Below are 14,404 nucleotides of genomic sequence, written 5' to 3' on the forward strand. Positions count from 1 at the left end.
ATGGCGAGCGATCTGGTGCTGAACGACGTCACCAAGCGGTTCGGCACGTTCACCGCGGTCGACGACCTCAGCGTGACCGTGCCGCAGGGCAGCTTCTTCGCGCTGCTGGGCGCTTCCGGCTGCGGGAAGACGACCACCCTGCGCACGGTGGCGGGCCTGGAGGAACCGACGTCGGGATCGATCTGGCTGGGCGAGCAGGAACTGACCGGGCTGCGCCCGTACAAACGCCCGGTCAACACGGTGTTCCAGAACTACGCGCTGTTCCCGCACATGTCGGTGCGGGACAACGTGGCCTTCGGGCTGCGCCGGCGCGGCATGAAGGACGTGGCGGCCCAGGTCGGTGACATGCTCGACCTGGTGCAGCTGGGCGGCTTCGCCGACCGCAAGCCTGCCGAACTGTCCGGTGGCCAGCAGCAACGGGTCGCGCTGGCCAGGGCGCTGGTCAACCAGCCCCAGGTGCTGCTGCTCGACGAACCGCTCGGCGCACTCGATCTGAAGCTGCGCAGGCAGATGCAGATCGAACTCAAGCGCATCCAGACCGAGGTCGGCATCACCTTCCTGCACGTCACGCACGACCAGGAAGAAGCCATGTGGATGGCGGACACCGTCGCGGTGATGAACGCCGGGCGGATCGAGCAACTGGGCCCGCCGACGGAGATCTACGAGTTCCCCGCCTCGCCGTTCGTGTCGAACTTCCTCGGCCAGTCGAACCTGTTCGCGGCGGAAGTGGTCGGCAAGTCCGGCGACGACCTCCAGCTGAGTGCCTACGGCGAACGGTTCGCCGCGCCTGCCGCGCGGGCCCGCGCCACGGCGGGGCACGTCTGGCTCGGCGTGCGCCCGGAGAAGGTCCGGCTCACCGAGCCCGGACAGCAACCCCCGGCCGATCACAACTGGGTGCGCGGTGTGCTCACCGACACCTGCTACGCGGGCGTGAGCACCGAGTACCTGCTGAAGACACCGTGGGGCCAGGAGATGTCGGTGTTCTCGGCGAACCAGTCGGCAGGCGAACCGCTCACCCCCGGCACCGAAGTCGTCGTGCACTGGTACCCGTCGCACTCGTTCGTGCTGCAACGCCCGGACGGGCACGGCGAGCAGCCCGCTCCGCAGTACGCGGCCGATCCGCTGGGCGTGGCACCATGACCGCCCTGATCGGCACGGCTTCGGGTGGTGCCGCCCCAGGCACACCTCCCGAGGCCGCGCCGGTCGCGCGCAACCGTCGCCGCTGGTCGCCGTACCTGCTGCTGTTGCCGGGCGGGCTGTGGCTGCTGCTGTTCTTCGTGCTGCCGTCCGTTCAGCTCGCCGGCACCAGCCTGTACGACAGGTCGGGGAGCCTGGAGACCGGGTACCAGCAGGGCTTCGCCTTCTCCAACTACCTCGACGCGATCCAGGCCTACTGGCCGCACCTGCTGCGGTCCGCCGTCTACGCAGGCATCGCCACGGTGATCTGCCTCGTCATCGGCTATCCGCTGGCCTACGCCATCGCCCAGAAGGCGGGCCGGTGGCGCAACCTCATGCTGGTCTGCGTCATCGCGCCGTTCTTCACCACGTTCCTGGTGCGGACCCTGGCCTGGAAATCGATCCTGTCCGACAACGGCGCCCTGGTCGAATTCCTCCGCGGCCTGCCGCTGATCGGGGACGACTTCCGGCTGCTGGCCACACCGGCCGCGGTGATCTGCGGCCTGGTCTACAACTTCCTGCCGTTCATGGTCCTGCCGCTGTATGCCAGCCTCGAACGGCTCGACGGGCGCCTGCTGGAGGCATCACGCGACCTGTATGCCACTCCGGTGCAGACCTTCCGCAAGGTCACGCTGCCGCTGTCCATGCCGGGCGTCGTCGCAGGCACCCTGCTGACCTTCATCCCGGCCGCGGGCGACTACATCAACGCCGAACTGCTCGGCACCCCGAACCAGTACATGATCGGCAACGTCATCGACTCGTCGTTCTTGGTCCGGCTGGACTACCCGCTCGCGGCGGCGCTGTCGTTCCTGCTGATGGCCACGATCTTGATCATGGTGTTCGCCTACGTCCGCAGGGCGGGCTCCGAGGAGGTGGTCTGAGTGTCCCGCTTCTGGCGCTGGGTCGCCGACCACTGGGTGATGGCCGTGGGCATCCTCGTCCTCGGCTACCTGTTCCTGCCCATCGTGTTCGTCTTCCTGCTGTCGCTGAACCGGCCGACGAACCGCCTCTCCTACGACCTGTCCGACGACTGGACGCTGGACTACTGGCTGCACCCGTTCGGCACCGCCGGGCTGGGCGAGGCGTTGCGGTTGAGCATCGGCATCGCCCTGCTGGCCACGCTCGTGGCGGTCGTCCTCGGCACGCTGATGGCGTTCGCCATGGCGCGCCACCGCTTCCGCGGCCGTGGCGCCGCGAACGTGCTGATCTTCCTGCCGATGGCCACCCCGGAAGTCGTCATGGGCTCCTCGCTGCTCGCGCTGTTCGTCACGCTGCAGGTCCCACTCGGCTTCTGGACCGTGGTCGTCGCGCACATCATGTTCTGCCTGTCGTTCGTGGTGGTGACAGTGAAGGCCCGCCTGGCCGGGCTCGACCCGCACTTGCAGGAAGCCGCCATGGACCTCTACGCCACGGAATGGGCGACCTTTCGCAAGGTGACCCTGCCACTGGTGATGCCGGGCATCGCGGCCGCGGCGCTGCTGTCGCTGTCGCTGTCGTTCGACGACTTCATCATCACCAACTTCAACTCGGGCACCAGCGTCACGTTCCCGATGTTCGTGTGGGGCTCGGCCCAGCGCGGCATCCCGCGCGAGGTGAACGTGGTCGGCACCGCGGTGTTCCTCGTCGCCTTCGTGATCGTCGCGCTGGTCCAGCTGCGGTCGCGTCGGCAAGCCAAAGCACTCAGGGCGGCAGCATGAGAATCCTGATGATCGGCACGGGCAGCGTCGGATCGGCCGTCGCCGCCATCGCCGCACGGCGTTCGTTCTTCGAGGCGTTCGTGGCCGCGGACCACTCCATCGATCGCGCCAAGCACGCGGTGGCGGCGGTGTCCGACGACCGGTTCACCGCCACGACCGTCGACGCCTCCTCCGCCGCCGACGTCGCGCAGCTGTGCCGGGCGCACGACATCACCCACGTGCTGAACGCGGTCGACCCGCGATTCACCATGCCGGTGTTCGACGGCGCGTTGACAGCCGGCGCCGACTACCTCGACATGGCCATGTCGCTGTCCACCCCGCACCCGGAGCAGCCGTACAGTCGCACCGGGGTCAAGCTCGGCGATCACCAGTTCGCCGCAGCGGCGGCCTGGGAGGAGGCGGGACGGCTGGCCCTGGTCGGGATAGGCGTGGAGCCGGGCATGTCGGACGTCTTCGCACGCTACGCCGCCGACCACTTGTTCGCCGCCGTCGACGAGATCGGTGTGCGGGACGGGGCGAATCTGGTGGCGCGGGGACATGCGTTCGCGCCGACGTTCTCCATCTGGACCACCATCGAGGAGTGCCTGAATCCGCCGGTGATCTACGAGCACGAGCGCGGCTGGTACACCACCGAACCGTTCTCCGAACCGGAGGTCTTCGACTTCCCGGAAGGCATCGGTCCCGTCGAGTGCGTCAACGTCGAACACGAGGAAGTCCTGTTGATCCCGCGGTGGGTGCGGGCCAACCGGGTGACGTTCAAGTACGGGCTCGGCAGCGAGTTCATCGACGTGCTGCAGACCCTGCACAAGCTGGGCCTGGACCGCACGACGCCGGTCGACGTCGGCGGTGCCCGGGTGTCGCCGCGTGACGTCGTCGCGGCCTGCCTGCCCGACCCGGCCACGCTCGGCCCGAAAATGACCGGCAAGACGTGCGCGGGCACGTGGGTACGCGGCCAGGACGGCGCGGGCAAGACCAGGGAGACCTACCTCTACCACGTGGTCGACAACGAGTGGTCGATGCGCGAGTACGGCCATCAGGCCGTCGCGTGGCAGACCGCGATCAACCCCGTCGTGGCGCTGGAGTTGCTGACCTCGGGCGCGTGGTCGGATTGCGGCGTGCTCGGCCCCGAGGCGTTCGACCCGGTGCCGTTCCTCGACCTGCTCACCGAGTACGGCTCGCCGTGGGGCGTGCGCTGGGGCTAGCCGTCCAGGTTGTGCATCACGTGCTTGACCCGGGTGTAGTCCTCCAGGCTGTACACCGACAGGTCCTTGCCGTACCCGGAGTGCTTGAAGCCGCCGTGCGGCATCTCCGAGATGAACGGGATGTGGGTGTTGACCCAGACGCAGCCGAAGTCCAGCCGCCGCGTCATCCGCATGGCGCGACCGTGGTCCTTGGTCCACACCGATGCGGACAGACCGTAGTCCACGTCGTTGGCCCAGCGGACCGCCTCGTCCTCGTCACCGAAGCGCTGCACGGTGATGACCGGGCCGAAGATCTCGTTCTGGATCGCCTCGTCGTTTTGCTTCAGGCCGGAAACGACCGTGGGCGCGTAGAAATAGCCCCGCTCCCCCACCCGCGTGCCGCCGGTGTGCACGGTGGCGTGCTCCGGCAGCCGCTCGACGAATCCCGTCACCCGCTGGAGCTGATGGGCGTTGTTCAGTGGCCCGTAGAGCACGTCGCCGTCCGACGGCGGGCCGGTGCGGGTCCCGCGGGCCTGCTCGGCGAGCGCGTCGACCAGGTCGTCGTGACAGCCGGGACCGGCGAGTACCCGGGTCGCGGCGGTGCAGTCCTGGCCGGCGTTGAAGAAGCCGGCGACCGCGATGGCGTCCGCCGCGATGGCGACGTCGGCGTCGTCGAACACCACCACCGGGGCTTTCCCGCCCAGCTCGAGGTGCACCTTCTTCAGGTCCGCGGCCGCTGCCGCGGCGACTTCCCGACCGCCGCGCACCGAGCCGGTGATCGACACCATGCGCGGGATCCGGTGCGCCACCAGCGCTCGTCCGGTGTCCCGGTCACCGCAGATGACGTTGAGGACGCCGGGCGGGAAGAACTCGGCGGCGATCTCGGCCATCAGCAAGGTCGAGACCGGGGTGGTGTCGGACGGCTTGAGCACCACGGTGTTCCCGGCCGCCAGTGCGGGGGCGATCTTCCACACCGCCATCATCAACGGGTAGTTCCACGGCGTGACCTGGGCGCACACCCCGATCGGCTCGCGCCGGACGTAGCTGGTGTGCCCGGCCAGGTACTCGCCTGCCGACCGTCCCTCGAGGATGCGTGCGGCCCCGGCGAAGAACCGGAAATGGTCGACCGCGGGCACCAGCTCCTCCTCGGCGGTCAGCTGCCGCGGTTTGCCCGTGTTGCGGCACTCGGCGTCCAGCAGGTCGTCGGCCCGGGCCTCGAGTGCGTCGGCGAACCGCAGCATCGCCAGCTGCCGCTGCCGTGGCTCGACGTCCCGCCAGGTCTCGAAGGCGTCCGCAGCAGCCCGCGCCGCCCGGTCGACGTCCTCCTGCCCGGACAGCGGGGCGGCGGCGAAGACCTCCCCGGTGCTCGGATCGACCAGATCCGCATAGGCGCCGCCGGCCGGATCGGTGTAGGTGCCCGCGACGAAGTTGCGCAGGATCGTCTTCTCGTTCAATCCGACCAGCTCCCTGACGACTACATTCGTTACATGCCATGATGACCACTGCATCAGTGACATTCAAGCTGCCATGCAACTGAATTCGTCGCCAGCGAGCGCGCCGGTCACGGTCACGCGGTCAGCGGCCTCGCCTTCACAGGCACAGCGGACCTGACCGACCGTCAGACGGCCATGGCCGGCAAGGATCGGCTCACCGGGCAACGCGTGCCGGTCGGCAGCAGCCAACGCGGCCGGGCCGCCCGGCCTTCGCGCGGGCGCACCGGATTGCGCTCACCGCGACTTCGAGCGCCGCCCCCGGAAACAGTCCGGCACCGCTTTACGGAAGCCTGGGGAACCTGGTGAAATCCGGGGTGCGCTTCTGCTTGAACGCCTCACGGCCTTCCTTGGCCTCTTCGGTGCCGTAGAACAGCAGGTTGGCTTCGTGCGCCAGCTGCTGGATGCCGGCGTAGCCGTCCTCGTGCGCGTGGAAGCTCATCTTGGCCATGCGTAGCGCCCGCGGGGACAGCGCCAGCATCTCCCGGCACCACTTCAGCGTTTCCTCCTCCAGCCGTTCCAGCGGCACGACGGCGTTGACCAGCCCCATCTGCAGGGCCTGCTCGGCGTCGTACTGGCGGCAGAGGAACCAGATCTCCTTGGCCTTCTTCGGGCCGACCAGGTCGCGCAGGATGCTCGCGCCGTAGCCGCCGTCGAACGAGCCGACCTTCGGCCCGACCTGCCCGAAGATCGCGTTGTCGGCCGCGATGGTCAAATCGCACACCAGATGCAGCACGTGGCCACCGCCGATGGCGTACCCGGCGACCATCGCCACGATGGGTTTCGGGCAGCGGCGCATCGCCACGTGCAGGTCCGTGACGTGGAAGCGCCCGGTCGACTGCTCGTCCAGCTTGTATCCGCTGTCGCCCCGCACCCGCTGGTCACCGCCGGAACAGAACGCCCGCCCACCGGCGCCGGTGAGAATGATGACTCCGATCGACTCGTCCTCCCGAGCCAGGGTCAATGCCCGGTCGATCTCGATCAGCGTCTGCGGCCGGAACGCATTGTGCACCTCCGGCCGGTCAATGGTGATCTTCGCGATCCCGTCGTCGGTGGTCTCGTAGCGAATGTCCTCCCACTCACCGCGGGAACGCCACGTGCTGTCATCGGTCATGGCACGATCATCGTCCCTGGCCACTGTCACCCGACAGGTGGCCTGGCCATCGCACGCGGCGCGGCCCGCTGCGGCCGGTGCCGGGCATCGAACCACCCAGGTCAGCGTGCCGAGCCGCGGCGCGGGTGCCCGCCGGCTCGGCAGTGTCCTCGGTCACCCGTCAGTGCTCGGCGAGCGTGATGCAGGCCAGGCGATCCCCCGCCTTGCCCGCTTCGCCCTCACCGGTATGCGTGTGATGCTCGTGGATCACCACCGAGCCAGGGCGGCGATCCCCCAGAGTGAACGTCACCGATGCTTCCTGCTCCGCCTCCCCCTCGTCGTCGGTGGTGAAGTCGAGCCAGATCTCGTTCTCCGGGTTGGCGTACTTCGGGTCGACCGAGGGCTGCTTTGGGTCCTCCTCGTGCTGGAAATGCGGGCCCGCGTCGTCACCCGTGGGTCCGCACTCCTTCACGTGGACGTGCGCGCCGTACTCACGGTTCGGCAGCAGGCCGGAGACTTCGAGCTCCACCCGCACACCCGAGCTGTCGGCGGTCAGCGTGACTTCCGCTTCGGCACCGGAGGGCACCAGCTTCTTGTCATAGCGGATCGCGCTGGCTTGCGTGCCCGGCCGGTAGTCGGTGAACTCGCCCTCGCCGTGCAAGGTTGTGAGCTTGGCGGAGTCCTGGCGCTGCGACGGCTCCGACGCCGCGTCCGGTGCCTCCTCACCGCATGCGGAGAGCACCGCCACCAAGGCGGTGCCTGTCAATAGCGCGTTGATCTTCCTCACGGGTGGCGTTCTACCCGATCTCCGACGTCCTTCTCCATCACGTCTCACCCGTTCACTCGGCAAACCCGGCCTCGACACCACTATCGAGTGAATGACCCGGCCGGTCAGCGTTGATCGGTGCGCCCGCCGTTGGAGACCGCCACGATCGTCCCCTGGGCCAGGGCGACCAGCCGTTCCTCCGGGTCGGCCGCACCCTCGTCCACCCGGGAGAAGATCGAACAGCGGCACACCGCCTGGCGCAGCGTCGACAGCGCGGCCTCGGCCCTGGCGACGAGATAGTCCCCGGTGGCCGGCTTGGCGTAGTTGATCTTGAGCTCGGCGGTCAGCGCGTCGGTCCGCAGCGCCAGCCCACCGGCGAACGTGAGGGCGTTGTCGGCCAGATAGCTGATGAGCCCGCCGTGCGCGAAGCCGTGCTGTTGTTTGAACTCGGGTCGCATCCGCAGGCCGATGGTGACCTGCCCCGGTCCGACGTCGACGAGTTCGGCACCGAGGAACCTGGTGAACGGCTGCGCGTCGAAGACCGACTGCGCGAAGCGCCAGAGCTGATCCGTGGTCAGGGCCATACCCCTCATGGTGACCGAAATCGGTCACATGGTGATCATTCCGCACGCAATCGGATCAGCGACGACGCCTGGACGCGCACTCAGGCGGTCTTTCAGCGCAAGGCGACCGTCAGCAGGACGGCGACGTCGGTCAGCGCCTGCAGGCCGTGTCGCTGCGGAGGGATCGCGACCAGCTCCCCCGCCTGAAGCGTCCACTCCTCGCCCGCGGTGTGCAGCCGGGCCCGGCCGGTGAGGACCTGCAGCGTGGCGGCCGGGGGCGAGTCGTGCTCGGCCATCGCGGTGCCCTCACGCAGCGCGATCACGGTTGCTCGCTGCGCTGCCCCGGTGACGATCGTGCGGGCGGCCCGTCCGGCATGGTTCTCCGCGGCTTCGGCGAGCAGTGCATCGGCTAGCTGCTGGAGGTCGACCGTGTTCGCACTCATCGCCTGCACCCCGTTCCACCGGGTCCGACCAGGTCGAACCGCCTTCCGCGACAACTGCAGGCTACTCGGCGCCGGTCTCACCGAGAAAGTCGCGGATCAGCGCGGCGATCGCCCTGGGCCGCTCGTAGATCATGTTGTGGCTGGCCGGGACGTGCTTCACACGTAGCCCGGGGTTGGCCTGCCGGGCGGCCGCGAGATCCCGATCGACACCGCGACGGTGCGCATCGAGCAAGTCGGCGAATCGTTCCGCTCCCGGCATCGGCCGCGTCGCCGTGCAGACCAAGGCGGGAGACTTCACCGCGGCAAGCACCGGGAAGATGTCGAGTTCCCGCAGCTGAACACGGAATGCGCGGACGATTTCCGCAGCGGGCCGTACGTATCGCGAGCCGTCGTGCTCGACGACATTGCGTGCGAGCTCTGCGACGGCCGCGTCACCACCGAGCTGCCGGTACTGCTCCCGCAGAGACGCATACCGATCGTCGTCGACCGCCCCGGCCTCGGCCTTCTCCCGCGCGGCGAAGACGGCACTCAGCTCGGCACGCTGACGCCGGATCACCTCCGGGTCTCCACCGACGTAGTTCGGCAAGCCGGTCTCCACCGGCCGGAGGCCGTCGAGGTTCACCAGCGCGCGGCACTCTGGATGCTGCTCCGCCCACATCGTCGCGACGAAGCCGCCGAGCGAGTGACCGACGACGACCGGCCGGGGCAAGCCCAGGTGCTCCACCACCCGCCGCACGTCGCCCACCAGCGCGTCCCAGCGCCACGCACCGTCGCCCGACCGGCCGTGCCCTCGCAGGTCCATGGCGAACACGCGACACCGGTCGGTCAGCAGCGGCGCGAATCCGGCCCAATGGAATCCGGCCCAATGAAGACAATTGCCACCGAACCCGTGCAGCAGTACCACCGCGGGCCCGTCCGGGCGTCCGCCGAAGTCAGCGACGACGAGTTCCGGCGTTCCGGGGACGGTCAGCTCGTCGATCACGTCACCCTCCTACTTGACGAGTCCTGTCAAGCGCCCTGACCTTATGATTACTTGACAAACTGCGTCAAGTACACGGAGGTCGTCGGTGGCCCTCGAGGACGAACTTCGCGACCAGCTCGTCACGCTGGTGAACGCGCGCTGCATCGATCCGCTGGAAGTCCTGCTCCAGGACACCGAGACGCTGGCACCCATCCGCTCACTGGTGCACGCTCGAGCCGAGGCATGGGCGCGCGACATGGTGCACGCACGCGACGACACCGCGGTCGACCTGATCATGCGACTGGTCGCCACCCTCTATCCCAGCGACGAACCCTTCGACCCTCCGGCCAGCTGGTGGCGCACACCCATGGGGCAGGTCACCGCATGGCGCGTCGGCCACCCGACTGCCGAGCGCGTCTCCTACCCCGTTGCGGGCGCCATGCTGGGGATCAGCCGCCAGGGCGTGCACGACCTGATCCGGCGCGGCAAGCTCGTCCGCCATCCCGACGGCGGAGTCACGCCCGGCTCCATCCGCGACCGCCTCCGCCGTACACGGAAACAGGTAAGCGGAATAGCCGCGCAGCAACCGGGGAACCCGAGGAGCGAGCCGGCGGGCACCGCCATCGGCGAGGGCAGAACGGATCATCGACCGGGCAACCGGCGAGGATCGCCGGCCGATGCGCGACGCGCCGCGGACCCACGTTGAAGGTCAAACAGTACGAGTGTACTGTTTGAGGTGCCGGGCACGACCCGAGTTGGCCTCCCCGGCACCGGTGCGCAAGACTCGCACCACCCGAACGCACCTACCCGCCACGCAGAATTCGCAACGGAGATCGCCCGTGAGCACCGAGAACCCTGTGACCCCGTCCAGCATCGACAGCTTCGGCGCCCGTGACACCCTCCGGGTCGGCGAGAATTCCTACGAGATCTTCCGCCTGGACAAGGTCGAGGGGTCGGAGCGACTTCCGTACAGCCTGAAGATCCTGCTGGAAGCCCTGCTGCGCACCGAGGACGGCGCGAACATCACCGCCGACCACATTCGCGCGCTGGGCACCTGGGACCCCAAGGCCGAGCCGTCGGTGGAGATCCAGTTCACCCCGGCCCGGGTGATCATGCAGGACTTCACCGGCGTGCCGTGCGTGGTCGACCTGGCCACGATGCGCGAGGCGGTGGCCGAGCTGGGCGGCGACCCGGACAAGGTCAACCCGCTCGCCCCCGCCGAACTGGTCATCGACCACTCGGTGATCATCGACGTGTTCGGCCGCCCGGACGCGTTCGAGCGCAACGTCGAGATCGAGTACGAGCGCAACCGCGAGCGCTACCAGTTCCTGCGCTGGGGCCAGAACGCCTTCGACGAGTTCAAGGTCGTCCCGCCGGGCACCGGCATCGTGCACCAGGTCAACATCGAGTACCTGGCCCGCGTGGTGATGGCCCGCAACGGCCAGGCCTACCCCGACTCGTGCGTGGGCACCGACTCGCACACCACGATGGTCAACGGTCTCGGCGTGCTCGGCTGGGGCGTCGGCGGGATCGAGGCGGAAGCCGCCATGCTCGGCCAGCCGGTCTCCATGCTCATCCCGCGCGTGGTCGGCTTCAAGCTCACCGGTGAGATCCCGTCCGGCGTGACCGCCACCGACGTGGTGCTGACCATCACCCAGATGCTGCGCAAGCACGGCGTGGTGGGCAAGTTCGTCGAGTTCTACGGCGAGAGCGTCAGCGAGGTGCCACTGGCCAACCGGGCCACGATCGGCAACATGAGCCCGGAGTTCGGCTCCACCGCGGCGATCTTCCCGATCGACGACGAAACCCTCCGGTACCTGAGGCTGACCGGCCGCTCCGACGAGCAAGTGGCGCTGGTCGAGGCCTACGCCAAGGAGCAGGGCCTGTGGCACGACCCGAACCGGGAGCCGGAGTACTCCGAGTACATCGAGCTGGACCTGTCCACCGTGGTGCCGTCCATCGCCGGCCCGAAGCGGCCGCAGGACCGCATCGAGCTGAGTCAGGCCAAGACGGCGTTCCGCACCGCGCTGCGCGACTACGTCGGTGACGGCGCGGCGACCCCGCACACGTCGATGGACGAGGCATCCGAGGAGTCGTTCCCGGCCAGCGACCCGATCGCGCCGTCCACCGCCAACGACGACGCCGAGGCGCCGAAGGTGCTGTCGGCGGCCAACGGCGCCACCGGCCGGATCTCCAAGCCGGTGAAGGTGGTCTCCGAGGAGCGGGGCGAGTTCGAGCTCGACCACGGCGCCGTGGTGATCGCGTCCATCACCTCGTGCACCAACACCTCGAACCCGTCGGTCATGCTCGGCGCGGCGCTGCTGGCCCGCAACGCGGTGCAGAAGGGCCTGTCGGTCAAGCCGTGGGTGAAGACGTCGATGGCGCCCGGCTCGCAGGTGGTCAGCGACTACTACGAGAAGGCCGGCCTGTGGCCGTACCTGGAGAAGCTCGGATTCCACCTGGTCGGCTACGGCTGCACCACCTGCATCGGCAACTCCGGCCCGCTGCCCGAGGAGATCTCCGCGGCGATCCAGGAGCACGACCTGTCGGTGGTGTCGGTGCTGTCCGGCAACCGCAACTTCGAGGGCCGGATCAACCCCGACGTGAAGATGAACTACCTGGCCTCGCCGCCGCTGGTGATCGCCTACGCACTGGCCGGCACGATGGACTTCGACTTCGAGAACCAGCCGCTGGGGGTCGACGACGACGGCAACGAGGTCTACCTGCGGGACATCTGGCCGAGCCCGCAGGAGATCCAGCAGACCATCGACTCGTCGATCACCAAGGAGATGTTCACCAAGGACTACGCCGACGTGTTCGACGGCGGTGAGCGCTGGAAGTCGTTGCCGACTCCGACCGGCAAGACGTTCTCCTGGGACCCGGAGTCCACCTACGTGCGCAAGCCCCCGTATTTCGAGGGCATGACGCTGGAGCCGGAGCCGGTGCAGGACATCACCGGCGCCCGGGTGCTGGTCAAGCTGGGCGACTCGGTGACCACCGACCACATCTCCCCGGCCGGTGCCATCAAGCAGGACTCGCCCGCCGGGCGCTACCTGATGGAGCACGGCATCGAGCGCAAGGACTTCAACTCCTACGGCTCGCGGCGCGGCAACCACGAGGTGATGATCCGCGGCACGTTCGCCAACATCCGGCTGCGCAACCTGCTGCTGGACCCGAGCGGCAACGGCCCGCAGGGCGGCTACACGCTCGACTTCACCCAGGAGGGTCACCCGCAGACGTTCATCTACGACGCCGCCCAGAACTACGCCAAGCAGAACATCCCGCTGGTGGTGCTCGGCGGCAAGGAATACGGCTCCGGGTCGTCGCGCGACTGGGCGGCCAAGGGCACCCGGCTGCTCGGCGTGCGGGCGGTCATCTGCGAGTCGTTCGAGCGGATCCACCGGTCGAACCTGATCGGCATGGGTGTCGTCCCGCTGCAGTTCCCGGAGGGCGAGTCGGCCGACTCGCTCGGCCTGGACGGCACCGAGGTCTACGACATCACGGGCCTGACCGAGCTGAACGAGGGCAGGACCCCGCGGACGGTGCACGTGACCGCCACCAAGGAGTCCGGCGAGAAGGTCGAGTTCGACGCCGTGGTGCGGATCGACACGCCCGGCGAGGCCGACTACTACCGCAACGGCGGCATCCTGCAGTACGTGCTGCGGAAGATGATCCGGAACTGACTGTCCGATCCCTGACCGGCTCGCCGGTGCCCACTGGCTGGGCGCCGGCGAGCTTTTTCTCTGCCCGGATCGCGCCGCCGGAGCGCGACTCCCCATCGCGCGTGTCACACGTAAGAGTGAAGTTCTCCGGGTGCTCGGGGGTCTCCCAGCGCCCGGCCGAGGGTCGCTGCGATCGCCGGTCAGGCACCGGTGTGTCACTCATCAGTGTCCTGACCTGCACGGATTGCACACAGCAGACTGGCCAGGTTGTCCCTTTTTGTTCTGCGTGTCCGGATCATCCCGCGCAGGGGCCCCTCATATGATCCGGTTCCGTCCGTGACCTTCAGCCGTTTGCGACGTTTGTTCCTTACGAGAGGGCTCGACGGACATCACCGGAGACGTGGTCCCCGCCCGGTGATCCACCGACAACCGCATCACTACGAAGGAACCGATGGCCAAGCACGCGTCTGCTCGCACCAAGACGGCACGTCCGACGTCGCTGCGCGCCAACCTGCTGTCCGCGCTGGCCGGCGTCCTGGTCGTCGTCGTGGGTGTCGTCGGGATCATGTGGCTGTCCACCCCGCCCGACTCCCCTGCCGAAGCCCCGTCGCTGCCGGTGGCGGCCGACGCCGAGAAGCCGTCCCCGGCGCCCAAGCCCAGCAAGCAGGCAGGCACGGCCAAGCCGGCCGCGCTGATCGAGTCGACCACGCACACCCGGTTGACCGGCACCATGCCGGACCCGGACCCGCAGGCCAGGACCGAGGGCATCATCGTGCACCCGCGCTCGATGATCACCATCCACCAGCGGCCGAACGGCAAGCCCATCGGCAAGATCGGGCCCAAGCAGATCGGCGACACCTGGCTGCCGGTGATCGGCGAGCGCAACGGCTGGGTGCACGTGCTGCTGCCGTCCAAGCCCAACGGCTCCACCGGGTGGCTGCGCGCGAACCAGGTGGAACGCGCCTACACCCCCTACCTGATCGCCGTGCATCTGAAGTCGATGCGGCTGGAGCTGCTGGAAGCCGACAAGCCGGGCAAGCGCCCGGAGGTGATCGGCCAGTGGGACATCGGCATCGGTGCGCCGGCGACCCCGACCCCGACCGGCCGGACGTTCCTGCTGGGCTCCATGGTCGACCCCAGCCAGAACTACTCGCCGGTGATCCTGCCGCTGGGCACCCACAGCGACACACTCGACACGTTCGGCGGCGGGCCAGGCACGGTGGCGATCCACACCTGGCCAACCGACGACGTCATCGGAACCGCGACCAGCCACGGCTGTATCCGTGTGCCACAGGACGCGTTGCGCAAGCTCCAGGAAGTTCCACTCGGCACCCTCGTGCTGGTGGACGAGCAATGATCGAAAAGGAGAAGG

General features: G+C 68.5%; 13 protein-coding genes. 7 read left to right on the plus strand and 6 right to left on the minus strand.

All coding sequences use genetic code 11. The annotated features are described in order from the left end of the window. From YWY_RS0107665 to YWY_RS0107680, 4 genes are read left to right on the plus strand one after another with little or no spacing between them, the layout of a single operon-like run. Positions 1-1,140 carry an ABC transporter ATP-binding protein gene (locus tag YWY_RS0107665; RefSeq protein WP_028847133.1) on the plus strand — a complete coding sequence of 380 codons (1,140 nt, stop codon included), beginning with the start codon at positions 1-3 and terminating at the stop codon, positions 1,138-1,140. Then, entirely contained in the window at positions 1,137-2,057 is a 921-nt protein-coding gene (locus YWY_RS0107670) for an ABC transporter permease (RefSeq protein ID WP_028847134.1), read from the plus strand. The genes YWY_RS0107665 and YWY_RS0107670 overlap by 4 nt, the downstream gene beginning before the upstream one ends. Next, positions 2,058-2,873 (plus strand): ABC transporter permease, encoded by an 816-nt coding sequence (locus YWY_RS0107675; RefSeq protein ID WP_028847135.1) that lies wholly within the window; start codon positions 2,058-2,060, stop codon positions 2,871-2,873. It abuts the gene before it with no gap. Next, positions 2,870-4,075: a saccharopine dehydrogenase family protein gene (locus tag YWY_RS0107680; protein WP_028847136.1), complete on the plus strand. Its 1,206-nt coding sequence runs from the start codon at positions 2,870-2,872 to the stop codon at positions 4,073-4,075. The genes YWY_RS0107675 and YWY_RS0107680 overlap by 4 nt, the downstream gene beginning before the upstream one ends. Here YWY_RS0107680 and YWY_RS0107685 read toward each other — a convergent pair. From YWY_RS0107685 to YWY_RS0107710, 6 genes are all read right to left on the minus strand, one after another. Further along, positions 4,072-5,493 (minus strand): gamma-aminobutyraldehyde dehydrogenase, encoded by a 1,422-nt coding sequence (locus tag YWY_RS0107685; RefSeq protein WP_245566605.1) that lies wholly within the window; start codon positions 5,491-5,493, stop codon positions 4,072-4,074. The genes YWY_RS0107680 and YWY_RS0107685 overlap by 4 nt on opposite strands. Before the next feature lie 334 nt (positions 5,494-5,827). Continuing rightward, a complete protein-coding gene (gene menB / locus YWY_RS0107690; protein WP_028847138.1) occupies positions 5,828-6,658 on the minus strand; it encodes a 1,4-dihydroxy-2-naphthoyl-CoA synthase in 831 nt (276 codons plus the stop codon). Between the two features lie 160 nt (positions 6,659-6,818). Beyond that, on the minus strand, positions 6,819-7,424 hold the full coding sequence (locus YWY_RS0107695) for a superoxide dismutase family protein (RefSeq protein ID WP_028847139.1): 606 nt from the start codon (positions 7,422-7,424) through the stop codon (positions 6,819-6,821). 104 nt (positions 7,425-7,528) lie between these two features. Continuing rightward, complete coding sequence (locus YWY_RS0107700) at positions 7,529-7,987, minus strand: PaaI family thioesterase (protein WP_038044778.1); 459 nt, start codon at positions 7,985-7,987, stop codon at positions 7,529-7,531. 92 nt (positions 7,988-8,079) lie between these two features. Continuing rightward, positions 8,080-8,409, minus strand: coding sequence for a cupin domain-containing protein (locus tag YWY_RS0107705; RefSeq protein WP_028847141.1), 330 nt, complete (start codon positions 8,407-8,409; stop codon positions 8,080-8,082). 61 nt (positions 8,410-8,470) lie between these two features. Next, positions 8,471-9,391, minus strand: coding sequence for an alpha/beta fold hydrolase (locus YWY_RS0107710; protein WP_051310025.1), 921 nt, complete (start codon positions 9,389-9,391; stop codon positions 8,471-8,473). Positions 9,392-9,476: 85 nt separating this feature from the next. Between YWY_RS0107710 and YWY_RS20825 the strand changes: the two genes are divergently transcribed. From YWY_RS20825 to YWY_RS0107725, 3 genes are all read left to right on the plus strand, one after another. Next, complete coding sequence (locus YWY_RS20825) at positions 9,477-10,076, plus strand: hypothetical protein (RefSeq protein ID WP_211227496.1); 600 nt, start codon at positions 9,477-9,479, stop codon at positions 10,074-10,076. 151 nt (positions 10,077-10,227) lie between these two features. Further along, a complete protein-coding gene (acnA, locus tag YWY_RS0107720) occupies positions 10,228-13,053 on the plus strand; it encodes an aconitate hydratase AcnA (protein ID WP_028847143.1) in 2,826 nt (941 codons plus the stop codon). 430 nt (positions 13,054-13,483) lie between these two features. Beyond that, positions 13,484-14,389 carry a L,D-transpeptidase gene (locus YWY_RS0107725; protein WP_051310027.1) on the plus strand — a complete coding sequence of 302 codons (906 nt, stop codon included), beginning with the start codon at positions 13,484-13,486 and terminating at the stop codon, positions 14,387-14,389. Positions 14,390-14,404 lie beyond the last annotated feature (15 nt).

The organism is Thermocrispum agreste DSM 44070, from assembly GCF_000427905.1.
Classification (GTDB): Bacteria; Actinomycetota; Actinomycetes; order Mycobacteriales; family Pseudonocardiaceae; genus Thermocrispum; species Thermocrispum agreste.

Bases quoted from the DNA above. Each gene is read 5' to 3' on its own strand.
- YWY_RS0107705 (WP_028847141.1), bottom strand. From the start codon at position 8,409: ATGAGTGCGAACACGGTCGACCTCCAGCAGCTAGCCGATGCACTGCTC.
- YWY_RS0107670 (WP_028847134.1), top strand. From the start codon at position 1,137: ATGACCGCCCTGATCGGCACGGCTTCGGGTGGTGCCGCCCCAGGCACA.
- YWY_RS0107680 (WP_028847136.1), top strand. From the start codon at position 2,870: ATGAGAATCCTGATGATCGGCACGGGCAGCGTCGGATCGGCCGTCGCC.
- YWY_RS0107725 (WP_051310027.1), top strand. From the start codon at position 13,484: ATGGCCAAGCACGCGTCTGCTCGCACCAAGACGGCACGTCCGACGTCG.
- YWY_RS0107700 (WP_038044778.1), bottom strand. From the start codon at position 7,987: ATGGCCCTGACCACGGATCAGCTCTGGCGCTTCGCGCAGTCGGTCTTC.
- menB (WP_028847138.1), bottom strand. From the start codon at position 6,658: ATGACCGATGACAGCACGTGGCGTTCCCGCGGTGAGTGGGAGGACATT.
- YWY_RS0107665 (WP_028847133.1), top strand. From the start codon at position 1: ATGGCGAGCGATCTGGTGCTGAACGACGTCACCAAGCGGTTCGGCACG.